Source organism: Mycobacterium sp. pW045, assembly GCF_041287085.1.
GTDB classification, from domain to species: domain Bacteria; phylum Actinomycetota; class Actinomycetes; order Mycobacteriales; family Mycobacteriaceae; genus Mycobacterium; species Mycobacterium algericum_A.
The window spans coordinates 198,277-213,324 of record NZ_JBGGKU010000003.1 but is presented as its reverse complement, the minus strand read 5'-3'; the positions used below and the strand labels follow the sequence as shown (position 1 = coordinate 213,324).

The window sequence follows — 15,048 nt, the reverse complement described above, 5'->3', positions numbered from 1 at the left end:
GATCAGGCGTCGAGGTAGTTGAGGATGCTGAAGCCCACCCCGAGCAGGTCCAGCAGCGGCTGCGCGGAGATCAGCGGCGCACCGTTGAAGATCGCGTCCGGCCCCAGCACGTCGAGCAGGTTCCACTCGGTGGCCAGGTCCTGCCACCCGTTGAGCAGCAGCTGGTCCAGCTCGAGGGTGAGGTTGTAGCCGCCCAGCAGGGTGTCGACCACCGACTGCGACAGCGGGTCCTGCCCGGCGAAGTCCAGCAGGTTGTTGATGGTGTTGGTCAGGCTCTGCACCCCGGCGTACTGCAGGCCGGCCAGCATCTGCAGCGGGTCCATCCGCAGCAGGAACCCGGCAACGCCGGTGTCCTCCGACAGCTGACCGGTCGCGGTGACCGCCCAGGCGCCGGCCGCCCCGATCGGGCCGACACCGTCGACGGTGATGCCGGCATCCGGGGCGCCCGGGTTGCCGTAACCCCAGTCGATGACCAGCTTGAGCAACGGCGCCAGCGCGTCACCGGCCAGCTTGCCGAAGTCGCCGAGCCCGTAAAGCGGTCCCAGTATCGGCAACTGGGCGGTGGGAAGCATGTAGAAGTCGTTCCCGCCGATCGAGCCGAGGTCGATCGCGTTGCCGAGGTTGTCGTTGAAGTAGGCGCCGTGCACCGCCGGGATGCCCATCAGCGCGTTGATCACCGCCGGCAGGTTGCTGAGGTCCTGCGGGAAGCTGGACCAGCCGTCGTATTCGGTGCTGTAGATGCTGGCCGCGAAGTCGGTCGGACCCGCCCCGATGCCCAGCGGGATGCCCAGGAACGGGATGTGCTGCATGTTCCCGTCGAAGCCGTCGGCGAAGTCGAGCCGGCTCAGGATGCCGCCGATCGCGCTGTTCGGGTCACCGATCAGCACGAAGTGCAGGTTGTCGGGGTCGTAGGAGCCGCCCGGCACGTCGGCGAGCAGCTTCTGCATCGCCAGGGTGGCGACCACGGCGCTCTGCGAGTAGCCGAACACCGTGACCTGCTCGCCGGCCTCCAGCTGCGGGCGGATCGCCGCGTCCAAGTTGGCGGAGCCCTCCGCCAGCGAGGCCGCGAAGTCCAGCTGCGGGACCGGCAACGGCTGGCAGACGATCGGGCAGAACTGTTCGGGGGTGATCAGGCCCTCGAACGTGTAGTCGGGGAAGACCGTCTGCCCGGCGAACCACGGCGCCAACGGCTGCAGGTAGAAGTCCCGCACCACGTCCATGTAGTTGCCGATGGTCGGGTCGGACTGGCCGGTGCCGGTCATGATCCAGCCCCCGCCGGCCAGCAGCACGATCTCGGCGATCGCCTTCTCCAGCCGAGACGCCAGCGTCGGCGCCAGCAGCGACGACAACCCGAGCAGCACCGCGCACAGCGCCGCCAGTGCCGTCGCACCCAACCGGTGCAGTCGTGTAGCCGTCATTCGGGCCTCCCGGGTCGTCGCGTCACGCCATTAGTCGCAGTGGGACCCCGCCTGACGACTTCACATGGATCTATAAGGCGGAATTCAGCGTAGAGCCTATAAAGAAAGCGCGCGTTGTCAACTCCACAATGATGGTCCAGTCGTTCATCACGGTGGACGGACGTCCTACTGGCGTCTGCGCCGACTCGCCCGTCGCGCCGCTAAGCGCCGAAGAAGTTGAACAGGTCGAAACCCAGGCTGACCAGGCCCAGCAGCCCGTCGCCGGGAACGCCGACTCCGCTCAGCACCGCGTCGGGACCGAGCGTGTCGGTCAGGTCCAGCGAGTCCGTCAGGCTGCTCCAGCCGTCGAGCACGACTTTGTCGATCGAGTTGACCAGGTCATAACCCGTGATGACCTGCAGGAAGTCGGTGACGCCGGTGATGGTGCTGATGTCCGAGGTGCTCAACACACCGCCGTTGGCCGCGGCGGCGACATCCGCCCACGGCCCGACCAGGCTCTGGATCAGCGCGTTCTGGGTGCCGGCCAGCATCTGCAACGGGTCCATTTTCATGAACAGCCCCGCCACGCCGGAGCCGTCGTAGAGCTCGCCGGTCGGCGTCATCGCCCACGGTCCCCCGGCCACCCCGAACGCCTGTTGATACGGGCTGCCGTTGATGAACTCGCCGCCGGCGATCTGGTACATCCCGTTGACGTCCGGGTTGCCGGCATTGCCGTAGCCCCAGTTGATGACCAACCTCGCCCACGGTGAGAAGAAGTCGCCGAAGAACTGGCCGGCGGTCCCGCCGTTGAACATGAACTGCAGGATGGGCAGGTTCTGCGGGATCATGTAGAAGTCGGCGTCGCCGATGGTGCCGACGTTGACCGCGCTGGCCAACTGCTCGGCACTGTAGAGCGGGTAGTACGGGTGCACCGTCAGGATGCCGATCAGGGCGTTGATGACGGCCAGCAGGTTGGTCGGGTCCTGCGGGAAGTTCGCCCAGCCGTCGTACTCGCCGGTGTAGATGTCCGACGAGATGTGTTCGGTGGGGGTGGCGGCCAGGCTCAGCGGGATGTTCACGAACGGCATGTGCTGGCCATCGGGGAACTGGAAGCGGTCCAGGATGCCGCCGCTCGGGTTGTTGGGATCACCGATCAGCACGAAGTGGAGATTGCCCAGCGCATCCATGCCCGGGTAACCGTCCGACCCGGCGTTGGCGATCAGGGCGTTCATCTCGATGGTGGCGATGGCGGCGCTCTGGGAGTAACCGAACACCGTGACGTTATCGCCGGCCAGCAGCTGCGGCAGGATCGACTGGTGCAGCGCGGCGACACCGGCGTCCAGCGAGTCGCCGAAGTTGAGCGGCGGCTGATCCGGCAGGCACACGAACGGGCAGAACTGCTCGGGGGTGGTCAGGCCGACGAAGTTGTAGCCGGGGAAGCTCGGCTGGCCGTCGAAGTGCGGCGAGGCCGGTTGCAGATAGCCGGCCAGAATCTGGCTGAAGTAGGAGCCCACGGTCGGGTCGGGCACGCCGGTGCCACTCATGATCCAGCCCTCGTCTGCCAGCAGCCGCAGCCGGGCGGTGAGCTGGTCCACGCCGAAACCGGCGCCCGGGTGTGTGGGCGTCGCGGCCACCATGACGGCGCACAGCACCGCCGATACCGCCGCCCCCAGCTGACGTAATCGCATAGTCGTCATCGCCGCCTCCCCGACCCCGGGCTTTATGCGTTGCACACACATCCCCGGCGAAAGTGAACCTAACTAAAAGATGAGGGCGACGCCATTGTTAACACAAGAAATTCAGGATTCTTTATCCGCGGTTGCGGGCGGTGACAATCCGGTCGCCAATCCGGTCGGCAATCCGGTCGCCAATCCCGGCGCTGATCCCGGCGCTAATCCCGGTTCGGGCAGCCACCGGGCACCTCGCTACTCTGTGCGCCATGGCAGCTGACCTCGTACCGATCCGTCTTGCGGTGACCGCCGGTGACCGCTACACGCTGTGGGCGCCGCGCTGGCGCGACGCCGGTGACGAGTGGGAGGCGTTCCTCGGCAAGGACGAAGACCTCTACGTCTTCGCCACCGCGGCCGACCTGGTGGCGTTCGTGCGGACCAACACCGACAACGACCTGGCGGATCATCCCGCCTGGCCGCGGCTGGTCGAGGCCAACGCCCACAAGCTCAACCCGCCCCGCAACCGCCAGTACGACCTGATCGCGGTCGAGGAACTGCTGGCCGACAAGCCCAGCAAGCAGTCCGTGCGCTCGGTGGCCGACGCCCTGGAGATCGTGTCCTCCATCGGGACGGTCTGCGACCTGACCGCGGTGACGAAGTTCTTCAACGGCAACCCGAGCCTGGGCACGCTCGCCGGTGGCGTCGACAACTTCACCGGCCGGGCCGGCCGCAAGCGGTGGAACCAGATCGGCGACATCATCGGCCGCAGCTGGAGCAACGTGTTGGCGGCGATCGAAGGGGTCCTCGCCACACCCGACGTCGACGCCGCCGCGTCGTCGCGGGCAGCCGACGAACTGGCCGAAGAACCCCCGGTCGAGGTGACCGAGGCCGAGACCGAGGTGGCAGCCGCCGATGCCGAAACCGCCGACGGCACCGAGACCACCGAGGCGGCCGTCGAACGCGCCCGCGGTGACCGCGTGGTGCTCGGCGGCGACGCGGACTTCTGGGCCAAGGTGGGCATCGATCCGATCCGGATCATGACCGACAACGGGACGTTCTTCACGCTGCGCTGCTACCTCGGCGACGAGCCGGTGTTCCTCGGCCGCAACGGCCGGATCAGCGTGTTCAACTCCGAGCGTGCCCTGGCCCGCTACCTGGCCGACGAGCACGATCACGACCTGTCGGATCTGAGCACCTACGACGACATCCGCACCGCGGCGACCGACGGCTCACTGGCCATCGACATCACCGACGACAACGTCTACGTGCTGTCCGGGATGGTCGACGACCTGACCGACGGGCCCGACGCCGTGGACCGCGAGCAACTTGAACTGGCCGTGGAGTTCCTGCTGGACGTGGGCAGCTACGCCGAGGACGGCGTGGTCGCCGAAACCCTCAAACCGGATCGCGCGCTGGGCCGAATGGTCGGCTATGTGCTCGATCGGGAATCGGTGGCCGAACCGCAGCGTCCGTTCGCTCCGGCGGTCAAGGAATGGGAGCAGCTCGAGCAGTTCGTGCAGTCGCGGCTGCGGCGCGAGTAACGCGCCCGAACTCAGCGTCTTCTCGCCCCTGCCGCGGCGGCCGGCGGCATCATCGGTGTCGCCGGCGGTGCGGGTATGGCGGCAAGTATCGCCGGAATTCACCGACAATTGCCGCAACCATTTGCCCGATTTCATTGCCCGGTGGTCGTATCCCCGATAACATCTGGCCGATAACCTCTGGCCGGGCCGTGTGGGTTTGCGGGGCCCTTCCAAATTCGAAAGGACTACACATGCGCAAGGCGACACAACGAGCCGCAGCTGTATCCGCCGCAGTTTTGGGGCTCGGGTTGATCGGCACGGGTTGCAGCAGCACCAATGAGAAGACCAGCGAGGCCCTGAGCTCGGCCAGCTCGGTCGCATCCTCGGCCAGCTCGGTGATCTCGTCGGCGGTCACCACCCCCACCGAGGAGAGCGGCGCCGCCAGCTCCACCGAGATGACCGGCGCGGACGGCAAGGAGTACACCGTCGCCGGCCCCATCCTGGCCAAGCTGGACTCGCTGGACGCCGAGGCCAAGCAGAGCCTGGGCGAGCCGACCGGGGCCGAGCAGAAGAACCCCGACGGCGGCGTCTACCAGCAGTTCGACGGCGGCGTGATCGTTCACACCACCCGGTCATACGTGGTGTGGGGCAAGATCCGCGACAAGTGGAACGAGCTGGGCGGTTCGCAGGGCAAGCTCGGTTACCCGACCAGCGATGAGACCACCAACGCTGATGGGACCAAGCAGACCACCTTCGAGCACGGCATCATCACCTGGAAGGAAGGCGACCCGGAGGCCACTGTCACCGAGCACTGATCTCGTTGGAGAAGGCCGGGCAATCGCAATCGCGGTTGTCCGGCTTTCGCCTTTCAGCGACCCGGCGGATTCAGCCGACCAGCACCGCGAATCGCGGCTTGATCACTTCCTCGATTATCGCCACCCGCTGATCGAACGGGATGAATGCCGATTTCATCGCATTCACCATGAACCGCTGCAGATCGGTCCAGCCGTAGCCGAACGTCTCGGCGAGCACCGCCATCTCTTTGCTCATGGTGGTGTCACTCATCAGCCGGTTGTCGGTGTTCACCGTCACCCGCAGCCGGGCGCGCGCCAAAAGGTCGAACGGGTGCTCGGCGATGCTGCCGACCGCGCCGGTCTGCACGTTCGAGCTCGGGCACAGTTCCAGCGGGATCCGCTTGTCCCGCAAGATCGCCGCCAGCCGGCCCAGCCGTACCTGACCGTCGTCATCGACGGTGATGTCGTCGGTGATCCGCACCCCGTGCCCGAGCCGGTCGGCGCCGCAGAACGCGATCGCCTCATGAATGGACGGCAGCCCGAAGGCCTCGCCGGCGTGGATGGTGAAGCGGGCGTTGTGGTCGCGCATGTACTCGAACGCATCCAGGTGCCGGCTCGGCGGGTGGCCGGCCTCGGCGCCGGCGATGTCGAACCCGACCACGCCCTTGTCGCGGAACCGGATCGCCAGCTCGGCGATCTCCCGCGACAGCGCCGCGTGCCGCATCGCGGTGACCAGGCAGCGCACGGTGATGTCGCGGCCGGCCGCCGCGGCCCAGCGCTCCCCCTCGGCGAACCCGGCCAGCACCGCATCGGTCACCGCGTCGAACGACAGCCCGCCTTCGATGTGCAGTTCGGGCGCGAACCGCACCTCGGCGTAGACCACCGCGTCGGCGGCCAGGTCCTCCACGCACTCGGCGGCGACCCGGAACAGCGCGTCGGGGGTCTGCATCACCGCCACGGTGTGGCTGAACGGCTCCAGATACCGCTCCAGCGACCCGCTGTGCGAGCGGGTGCGAAACCAGGTCGCCAGCTCTTCAGTGTCGGTGGCGGGCAGGCCGTCGTAGCCGACCTGCCCGGCGATGTCGACGACGGTGGCCGGCCGCAACCCACCGTCGAGGTGGTCGTGCAGCAGCGCCTTGGGCGCCTGCCGGATCGTCTCCAGGGTCAGCGGTGTGGTCACGGGGCCGCTCCGATGATCAGTGGGCGCGCTGGGACCGCCGCGGCGTCGGTGATCCGGTAGCCGCCGTCGAGCTCGGCGTGCGCCGGCCCGAACCGCTCGGGCGCGTCGGTGTACAGCGTGAACAGCGCCTCGCCGGCGGTGACCGGCTCCCCCGGCCGGCGGTGGATGCGCACGCCGGCACCGGCCTGCACCCGTTCACCCGGGCGGGAGCGCCCCGCTCCCAGCCGCCATGCCGTCATACCCACCGCCATCGCGTCGATTTCCCCCATTGTGCCGTCCCGGGATGCGGTGACGGTCTCCGAGCATGCCGCCACCGGCAGCGCGACGCTCAGATCACCGCCCTGGGCGGCGACCATCGCGGCGAAGGCGTCCATCGCGGTGCCGTCGGCCAGCGTCGCGGCCGGCTCACGGTCGTCCAGCCCGGCCAGCTCCAGCATCTCGGTGGCCAGCGCCACGGTCAGCGCCACCACGTCCTCGGGCCCGCCGCCGGCCAGCACGTCGAGTGCCTCGGCGACCTCCAAGGCGTTGCCGACGGTCGCCCCGAGCGGGCTGTTCATGTCGGTGAGCAGGGCGCGGGTCGGCACGCCGTGGGCCGCCCCCAGGTCGATCATCAGCTCGGCGAGCTGCCGGGCCTGACCGGGCGACTTCATGAAGGCGCCCGAGCCGACCTTGACGTCGAGCACCAGCGCCTGCGCCCCTTCGGCCAGTTTCTTGCTCATCACCGAGCTGGCGATCAGCGGCAGCGACTCCACCGTGGCGGTGATGTCGCGCAGCGCATACAGCTTGGCGTCGGCCGGTGCCAGGGCACCGGCGGCGAAGATCGCCGCCCCGACGGTTGCCAGCTGCTCCCGCAGCCGGGCCGTCGGCAGCACCGGGTCGAAACCCGCGATCGACTCCAGCTTGTCCAGCGTGCCGCCGGTGTGGCCCAGGCCGCGGCCGGAGGCCTGCGGCACCGCGGCACCGCAGGCGGCGACCACCGCCACCAGCGGCAACGTGATCTTGTCGCCCACCCCGCCGGTGGAGTGTTTGTCGACGGTCGGCACCCGGCGCCCGTCGCGCCGCAGCTCGCCGAAGTCCATCCGCTCCCCGGAGGCGATCATCGCCGCGGTCCAACGCGCCGTCTCGCCGGTGTCCATGCCGCGCAGGAAGATCGCCATCAGCAACGCCGCCATCTGCTCTTCGGCGATCTCGGCGGCCGTGTAGGAGTCGATCAGCCAGTCGATCGCGGCGTCGCTCAGCCGCTGACCGTCGCGCTTGGCGGCGATCAGGGTCGGGGCGTCAAAGGAGCGGTTCAGCCCCATGCGTCGGGTCCGAACGCGTCGGGCAGCAGTTCCGAGAGCCGCCGGGCGCCGGCGGGATGGTCGACGAGCAGCTCGGGTCCGCCGTGTTCGAGCAGCACCTGCCGGCACCGGCCGCAGGGCATCAGCAGGTTGCCGGCGGCGTCGGTGCACGACAGCGCCACCAGCCGGCCTCCCCCGGCGGTACACAGCGCGGCGACCACCGCACACTCGGCGCACAGGCTCAGGCCATATGAGACATTCTCCACATTGCAGCCGGTGAACAACCGTCCGTCGGCGGCAAGGGCGGCCGCGCCGACCCGCAGCCGCGAATACGGCGCATAGGCGTTGGCGGCGACCGAAATTGCATTGCGCCGCAACACTTCCCAGTCGACCACGGCAGCCATCTCAGCTGCGCCCATATCGTTCGGAGACCATCACGTCACCTTGTCCGTCCAGTTCGGCTTGTCGAACGTCACCCTAACTTCGACCATTTCTACCCGTCGGTAACTTCGGCGAGGTCGTTTCGACCCTGTGGATGGGTTTAGAGTCCAAGCCGAGGTTTACTGACAGCGATGGCGTTGGGTAGCTGCCGCAAGCATGGCGGCTACAGATATTGGAGGCGCTAGATGACGGCGACATCCGTCGAGACGGCGGGAGCCGGGACGCAGGCGACCACCCGGCGTCCCCGGCGGCAGAGTCTGTACAAGGGCGACCCCGGCATGTGGGCGTTCGCGCTGCACCGGATCACCGGTGCGACCATCTTCTTCTTCCTGTTCGTCCACGTGCTCGACACGGCTTTGGTGCGGGTCAGCCCGCAGGCCTACACCGAGGTGATCGCGACCTACAAGACCCCGCTCGTCGGCCTGATGGAGCTGGGCCTGGTCGCCGCGGTGCTATTCCACGGCCTCAACGGCGTCCGGCTGATCCTGATCGACTTCTGGTGGCAGGGCTGCCGCTGGCAGCGCCAGATGCTGGTGGCGGTCGGCGCTGTCTGGCTGGTGGTGATGGTGCCGGTGGTGGTCCGGATCGGCATGCACATGGCGGAGCGATTCTTATGAGCACACCTGATCTGCAACTCGGCCGCGGCGCGCTGGCCCCGGTGCGCGGCCCGGACCGCGACCGGCCCGCCAGCCTGGGCGACCCGCGCGCGCCGTTCCGGCACAAGGGGATGGCCAACTTCGAGAAGTACACCTGGCTGTTCATGCGGTTCTCCGGCGCCGTACTGATCTTCCTGGTGCTCGGGCACCTGTTCATCATGCTGATGTGGGACGACGGGGTGTACCGGATCGACTTCAACTTCGTGGCCGAGCGCTGGCGCTCGCCGTTCTGGCAGATCTGGGACCTGAGCCTGCTGTGGCTGGCTCAGCTGCACGGCGGCAACGGCATGCGCACCATCATCAGTGACTACACCCGCAGCGGCCGCAGCCGGTTCTGGCTGCTGAGCCTGCTGGCGGTGTCGATGGTCTTCACGCTGGCGCTGGGCAGCTACGTGCTGCTGAGCTTCGATCCGAACATTTCTTGACGGCAGATCTCCTACGAACGGGTGATATCGCGGTGATTCAGGAACATCGATACGACGTGGTGATCGTCGGCGCAGGCGGTGCCGGGATGCGCGCGGCGGTGGAAGCCGCGCCCCGCGCTCGGACTGCGGTGCTGACCAAGCTCTACCCGACCCGCAGCCACACCGGCGCCGCGCAGGGCGGCATGTGCGCCGCGCTGGCCAACGTCGAGGACGACAACTGGGAGTGGCACGCCTTCGACACCGTCAAGGGCGGCGATTACCTGGCCGACCAGGACGCCGTGGAGATCATGGCCAAGGAGGCCATCGACGCGGTGCTGGACCTGGAGAACATGGGCATGCCGTTCTCCCGCACCCCCGAGGGCCGCATCGACCAGCGCCGGTTCGGCGGGCACACCCGCGACCACGGCAAGGCCCCGGTGCGCCGTGCGTGTTACGCCGCCGACCGCACCGGCCACATGATCCTGCAGACGCTGTACCAGAACTGCGTCAAGCACAACGTGGAGTTCTTCAACGAGTTCTACGTGCTGGACCTGGTGCTCACCGACACCCCGTCGGGCCCGGTGGCCACCGGCGTGGTGGCCTACGAGCTGGCCACCGGCGAAATCCACGTCTTCCACGCCAAGGCGATCGTGCTGGCCACCGGCGGTTCGGGCCGGATGTACAAGACCACCTCCAACGCCCACACCCTGACCGGTGACGGCATGGGCGTCGTCTTCCGCAAGGGTCTGCCGTTGGAGGACATGGAGTTCCACCAGTTCCACCCGACGGGCCTGGCCGGGCTGGGCATTCTCATCTCCGAGGCGGTGCGCGGTGAGGGCGGCCGGCTGCTCAACGCCGACGGTGAGCGGTTCATGGAGCGCTACGCCCCCACGATCGTCGACCTGGCACCGCGCGACATCGTGGCCCGCTCGATGGTGCTCGAGGTGCTCGAGGGCCGCGGCGCCGGGCCGAACAAGGACTACGTCTACATCGACGTGCGCCACCTCGGCGAGGACGTGCTCGAGGAGAAGCTGCCCGACATCACCGAGTTCGCCCGCACCTACCTGGGCGTCGACCCGGTCACCGAGCTGGTGCCGGTCTACCCCACCTGCCACTACGTGATGGGCGGCATCCCCACCACGGTGACCGGGCAGGTGCTGCGCGACAACACCGCGGTGGTGCCGGGGCTCTACGCCGCCGGCGAGTGTGCCTGCGTGTCGGTGCACGGCGCCAACCGGCTGGGCACCAACTCACTGCTGGACATCAACGTGTTCGGCCGTCGCGCCGGTATCGCCGCCGCCGAGTACGCCAACACCCACGAGTTCACCGAGTTGCCGGAGAACCCGGCCGAGATGGTGGTCAACTGGGTCGCCGACATCTTGTCCGAGCACGGCAACGAGCGCGTCGCCGACATCCGCGGTGCGCTGCAGCAGTCGATGGACAACAACGCCGCGGTGTTCCGCACCGAGAAGACACTCAAGCAGGCGCTGAGCGACATCCACGCGCTCAAGGAGCGCTACGCCCGAATCACCGTGCACGACAAGGGCAAACGCTTCAACTCCGATCTGCTGGAGGCCATCGAGCTGGGCTTTCTGCTGGAGCTGGCCGAGGTCACCGTGGTCGGTGCGCTGAATCGCCGGGAGTCGCGCGGCGGGCACGCCCGCGAGGACTACCCCAACCGCGACGACGTCAACTACATGCGCCACACCATGGCCTACAAGGAAGGCACCGACCTGATCGCCGACATCCGGTTGGACTACAAGCCGGTGGTGCAGACCCGCTACGAACCGAAGGAACGGAAGTACTGATGTCCTCTTCAGCTGACTCCGGCTGCTGCTCATCAGATTCAGGCTGCTGCTCGCCCGGTCCGTCGAGCGCGGCACCGGTGGCGCTGGTCGACGGCCCGCCGGCCGGTGACCCGCCGCTGCCGCCGGTCCCCGAGGGCGCCCGGATGGTCACGCTCAAGATCGCCCGGTACAACCCGGAGAACCCCGACCAGTACGCCGCCACCGATGGCTGGCAGAGCTTCCGGGTGCCGGCGCTGCCCACCGACCGGCTGCTGAACCTGCTGATCTACGTCAAGAGCTACCTGGACGGCACACTGACCTTCCGGCGCTCCTGCGCGCACGGGGTGTGCGGCTCCGACGGGGTGCGGGTCAACGGCAACAACAAGCTGGCCTGCAAGCTGCTGATGCGTGACATCCTGCCCAAAAAGCCGGGCAAGGAGCTGACGCTGACCATCGAGCCGATGCGTGGGCTGCCGGTGGAAAAAGACCTCGTGGTCGACATGGAACCGTTCATGGACGCCTACAAGGCGATCAAGCCCTACCTGATCACCTCCGGTAACCCGCCCACCCGGGAGTGGATCCAGAGCCAGCACGACCGGCACCGCTACGACGACACCACCAAGTGCATCCTGTGTGGCATCTGCACCACCAGTTGCCCGGTGTACTGGAGCGAGGGGTCCTACTTCGGGCCGGCGGCGATCGTCAACGCCCACCGGTTCATCTTCGACTCGCGTGACGAGGGTGCCGCGGAGCGGTTGGACATCCTCAACGAGGTCGACGGGGTGTGGCGCTGTCGCACCACGTTCAACTGCACCGACGCCTGCCCGCGCGGCATCGAGATCACCAAGGCGATCCAGGAGGTCAAGCGGGCCTTGATGTTCGCCCGCTGATTTCCCTGGCACCATTTTGCGCGAGCAGTCGCGAAAGCCCCCAATTCCGCCGCGAGTTGGGGGCTTTCGCGACTGCTCGGCAAATCCGTCACATTGTCGCGAGCTGTCTCGTCTCCACGGTGTATCCCCATTCGTCGTACACCATGAGGAGCTCAGTCATGATCGTCACGTGGTGGCCGCTGGCCGTGCTGGCCGGGATCCAGTTCGCCGATGCGGCTCTCTGCTGGAAACCCGTCGACTTCATCCGCGACTGCCTGGTCGACGTCCGGTTTCCCCGTCGCTTCTGGCGCGTGCTGCCGGTACTGAAGGTGGCAGCCGCAGCCGGCCTGATCCTCGGGATCTGGTTTCCGCCGCTTGCGTTGCTGACCTGTGCGGCGCTGGTCGGCTATTTCACAGTCGCCATCGGGATGCACGTCGCGGCCGGCGATTTCGGCCGGAACCTGTTCGTCAATGCGAGCGGCATGCTTGCGTTGTGCACCGCCGCACTGGGTTTCGTTGTGGTGTCGATGTAAACCGCGAGACTGTAGTTGGCGTGTGAAATTACGGGTGGGCGTCACGGCAACTACAGGCTCACGGTGCTGTTGTCAGCCGCCATTGAGTGAGACGGGCCCGCGGCGCCCACACCGCGACGTGATAGACCATCTGACATGCATTGGTACACCGGGAACAGCGTCTACGACACCGTCCTGACCTTCGCGTTCGGCTTCGCCGCGTTCGTGATCATCGGCGGCTTCTTCGGCCAGAGCTCCTACGGCCGGTTCTCCTCGGCCAAACTCGGGTTCAACCTGAACCCGAAGTTCGGCTGGTGGCTGATGGAGATCCCGGCGACGGTGGTCTTCGCCATCGCCTACTTGAGCGGGCCGGCCCGGTTCGAGCCGACGTCGCTGGTGCTGGCCGGGATCTGGGCGCTGCACTACGCCAACCGCGGCTGGTTCTTCCCGCTGGCGATCCGGCAGGTGCCCGGCAAGCGCAGCACATTCAACATCTCGGTGGTGGTGATGGGCATGCTCGTCACGACGATGCACGGCTACCTCAACGGTGCGCTGTTCAGCCACGACTACCTGGGGCAGTACGGCCGTTCCTGGCTGACCGACCCGCGTTTCGTGGTGGGCCTGGTGATCTACCTGTGCGGGTTCGCGCTGCTGATCAGCTCCGAGTCGATCGTGCGCAACCTGCGCGACAAGAACAACCCCGGTGCCGCCGAGTACCGGATTCCGTTCGGCGGCGGCTTCCGATTCGTCACCAGCCCGGCCTATCTGGGCGAGCTCATCGCCTGGACGGGTTTCGCGATCCTGACCTGGGCGCTGCCCGGCGTGGTGATCCTGTTGATCACCGCGGGCAACCTGATCCCCCGGGCCCTGCAGACGCACCGCTGGTACCGGGAGAAGTTCGCCGACTACCCCACCGACCGCAAGGCGCTGGTGCCGTTCCTGCTCTGAGGCCCCTGCTCGTCACATCAAGCCGAGTTGCCTCGTCTACCGGGTATGAGCACTCAACCGCGTATCGAACCGCTGTCCCCCAAGAAGACCGGCCTGCTGACCCGCGCGATGTACCGCTACGCCAAACGGCGCTTCGGCGAGGTCCCCGAGCCCTTCACCGTCATCGCGCATCACCGGCGACTGCTGGTCGCCGCCGCCGCGCATGAAGGATTGCTGCAGTCCGCGTCACGCAAGCTGCCCGCCGAAGTGCGCGATCTGGCGGTGTTCTGGACCGCCCGCACCATCGGCTGCTCGTGGTGCGTGGACTTCGGCGCCATGCTGGCCCGGCTGGAGGGCCTGGACGTCGAACGCCTCAAGGAGATCGACGACTACGCCACCTCGCCGCGCTTCACCGCCGACGAGCGGGCCGCCATTGCCTACGCCAACGCCGTCACCACCGATCCGCACTCGGTCACCGACGCCCAGGTCGCCGATCTGCGCGCGCGATTCGGCGACGACGGCGTCATCGAGCTGACGTATCAGATCGGCGTCGAGAACATGCGGGCCCGGATGTATTCGGCGCTGGGCATCACCGAGCAGGGGTTCAGCTCGGGGGATGCCTGCCGGGTGCCGTGGGCCCAGTGACGTCCCGAGACTGTAGTTAGCGTGCAAAAGTGCGAGTGCACATCTCGCTAACTACAGGCTCGCGGCACCGCGCAGCGGGGAACCACTGAATTTGTCGGGGTTGGCGATGTCCCAGACGGCATAGACCAGGCCGTCGCGCACCGTCATCGCGGTGACGCGGGGCAGCAGCTCGGCGAACCCGTCGGCAGCCGGAGCCCCGGACGTGTAGGCGCCGAGCTCGCCGTTGACCAGTGCCAACTGGTTCGCGCTGAGCAGCGTTGGCCCGTAGCGCCGCGCCAGGCCGAACAGGAACCGCGCCACCTTCTCCGGGCCGTGGATGGTCCGCACCGCGGTCGGCGCCCGGCGGTTGGCGTCGCCGGTGAACGTCACGTCGGGATGCAGCAACGCCACCACCGCGTCCAGGTCACCGGCGGCCATCGCGGCCATCAGCGATCCGACCGCCTCGGCGTGCCGCGGGTCGGGTTCCGGCGGCGGGTCGGCGGCAACGGCCCGGCGGGCCCGCGACGCCAACTGGCGGGCGGCGGCCTCGGTGGTGTGCAGCACCGCGGCGACCTCCCCGAACGGCACCGCGAAGCCGTCGTGCAGCACGAACGCCACCCGCTGATCCGGGGTCAGCCGCTCCAGCACCACCATCGCGGCGAACCGGGCGTCCTCGCCGGCCACCACCGCCGACAACGGCTCGTCGACGCCGGTCACCACCGGCTCCGGAAGCCATTCGCCCACATAGGTTTCGCGGCGCCGCGGCGCCGAGCGCAGCCGGTCCAGGCCGAGCCGGCTCACCACCGTCGTCAACCATGCCCGCAGGTCGACGATCTCGTCACGCTCGGCGGCATCGAAACGCAGCCAGGCGTCCTGCACGATGTCTTCGGCGTCGGCGAACATCCCGGTGAGCCGGTAGGCCACCGCCAGCAGGTGAGGCCGCAACGCCTCGAAGTCGTCCACCGCCGTCGTCATCGCAACCCAGCC

At 67.8% G+C, this 15,048-nt stretch carries 14 protein-coding genes and 1 pseudogene; 9 read left to right on the top strand and 6 right to left on the bottom strand.

The window, feature by feature from the left end; translation table 11 throughout:
* Positions 1–2: 2 nt before the first annotated feature.
* Both ACAG20_RS05825 and ACAG20_RS05820 read right to left on the bottom strand, forming a co-directional pair.
* Positions 3–1,418: a PE-PPE domain-containing protein gene (locus ACAG20_RS05825; RefSeq protein WP_370491885.1), complete on the bottom strand. Its 1,416-nt coding sequence runs from the start codon at positions 1,416–1,418 to the stop codon at positions 3–5.
* 200 nt (positions 1,419–1,618) lie between these two features.
* Positions 1,619–3,094: a PE-PPE domain-containing protein gene (locus ACAG20_RS05820; protein WP_370491884.1), complete on the bottom strand. Its 1,476-nt coding sequence runs from the start codon at positions 3,092–3,094 to the stop codon at positions 1,619–1,621.
* 242 nt (positions 3,095–3,336) lie between these two features.
* Here ACAG20_RS05820 and ACAG20_RS05815 point away from each other — a divergent pair, with 242 nt between their 5' ends.
* Both ACAG20_RS05815 and ACAG20_RS05810 read left to right on the top strand, forming a co-directional pair.
* Positions 3,337–4,608, top strand: coding sequence for a primosomal protein (locus tag ACAG20_RS05815; RefSeq protein ID WP_370491883.1), 1,272 nt, complete (start codon positions 3,337–3,339; stop codon positions 4,606–4,608).
* A gap of 230 nt (positions 4,609–4,838) precedes the next feature.
* Positions 4,839–5,402 (top strand): LGFP repeat-containing protein, encoded by a 564-nt coding sequence (locus ACAG20_RS05810; RefSeq protein WP_370491882.1) that lies wholly within the window; start codon positions 4,839–4,841, stop codon positions 5,400–5,402.
* 70 nt (positions 5,403–5,472) lie between these two features.
* Here ACAG20_RS05810 and ACAG20_RS05805 read toward each other — a convergent pair whose 3' ends face one another.
* Genes ACAG20_RS05805 through ACAG20_RS05795 form a run of 3 tightly spaced genes read right to left on the bottom strand, consistent with a single transcriptional unit; the run spans position 5,473 to position 8,245 of the window.
* Positions 5,473–6,561, bottom strand: coding sequence for an adenosine deaminase (locus tag ACAG20_RS05805; protein WP_370491881.1), 1,089 nt, complete (start codon positions 6,559–6,561; stop codon positions 5,473–5,475).
* Positions 6,558–7,862: a thymidine phosphorylase gene (locus ACAG20_RS05800; RefSeq protein WP_370491880.1), complete on the bottom strand. Its 1,305-nt coding sequence runs from the start codon at positions 7,860–7,862 to the stop codon at positions 6,558–6,560. The genes ACAG20_RS05805 and ACAG20_RS05800 overlap by 4 nt, the downstream gene beginning before the upstream one ends.
* On the bottom strand, positions 7,853–8,245 hold the full coding sequence (locus ACAG20_RS05795) for a cytidine deaminase (RefSeq protein ID WP_112687374.1): 393 nt from the start codon (positions 8,243–8,245) through the stop codon (positions 7,853–7,855). Before ACAG20_RS05795 ends, ACAG20_RS05800 begins: the two co-directional genes overlap by 10 nt.
* Positions 8,246–8,467: 222 nt before the next feature.
* Between ACAG20_RS05795 and sdhC the strand changes: the two genes are divergently transcribed.
* From sdhC to ACAG20_RS05760, 7 genes and pseudogenes are all read left to right on the top strand, one after another.
* Positions 8,468–8,899, top strand: coding sequence for a succinate dehydrogenase, cytochrome b556 subunit (gene sdhC / locus ACAG20_RS05790; protein WP_370491879.1), 432 nt, complete (start codon positions 8,468–8,470; stop codon positions 8,897–8,899).
* Positions 8,896–9,363 (top strand): succinate dehydrogenase hydrophobic membrane anchor subunit, encoded by a 468-nt coding sequence (locus tag ACAG20_RS05785; protein ID WP_013830073.1) that lies wholly within the window; start codon positions 8,896–8,898, stop codon positions 9,361–9,363. Before sdhC ends, ACAG20_RS05785 begins: the two co-directional genes overlap by 4 nt.
* Positions 9,364–9,395: 32 nt before the next feature.
* Entirely contained in the window at positions 9,396–11,150 is a 1,755-nt protein-coding gene (sdhA, locus tag ACAG20_RS05780; RefSeq protein ID WP_370491878.1) for a succinate dehydrogenase flavoprotein subunit, read from the top strand.
* 77 nt (positions 11,151–11,227) lie between these two features.
* The gene (locus ACAG20_RS05775; protein ID WP_112687362.1) at positions 11,228–12,019 is read left to right on the top strand and encodes a succinate dehydrogenase iron-sulfur subunit; all 792 of its coding nucleotides are present in this window, start codon (positions 11,228–11,230) and stop codon (positions 12,017–12,019) included.
* 158 nt (positions 12,020–12,177) lie between these two features.
* The gene (locus ACAG20_RS05770) at positions 12,178–12,531 is read left to right on the top strand and encodes a DoxX family protein (RefSeq protein WP_112687364.1); all 354 of its coding nucleotides are present in this window, start codon (positions 12,178–12,180) and stop codon (positions 12,529–12,531) included.
* A gap of 135 nt (positions 12,532–12,666) precedes the next feature.
* Positions 12,667–13,458, top strand: coding sequence for a 3-oxo-5-alpha-steroid 4-dehydrogenase (locus tag ACAG20_RS05765; RefSeq protein WP_112687366.1), 792 nt, complete (start codon positions 12,667–12,669; stop codon positions 13,456–13,458).
* Between the two features lie 6 nt (positions 13,459–13,464).
* Positions 13,465–14,082: pseudogene (locus ACAG20_RS05760) on the top strand (carboxymuconolactone decarboxylase family protein); the annotation flags it as partial.
* Between the two features lie 51 nt (positions 14,083–14,133).
* Here ACAG20_RS05760 and ACAG20_RS05755 read toward each other — a convergent pair.
* Entirely contained in the window at positions 14,134–15,036 is a 903-nt protein-coding gene (locus ACAG20_RS05755) for a sigma-70 family RNA polymerase sigma factor (RefSeq protein WP_370491876.1), read from the bottom strand.
* Positions 15,037–15,048 lie beyond the last annotated feature (12 nt).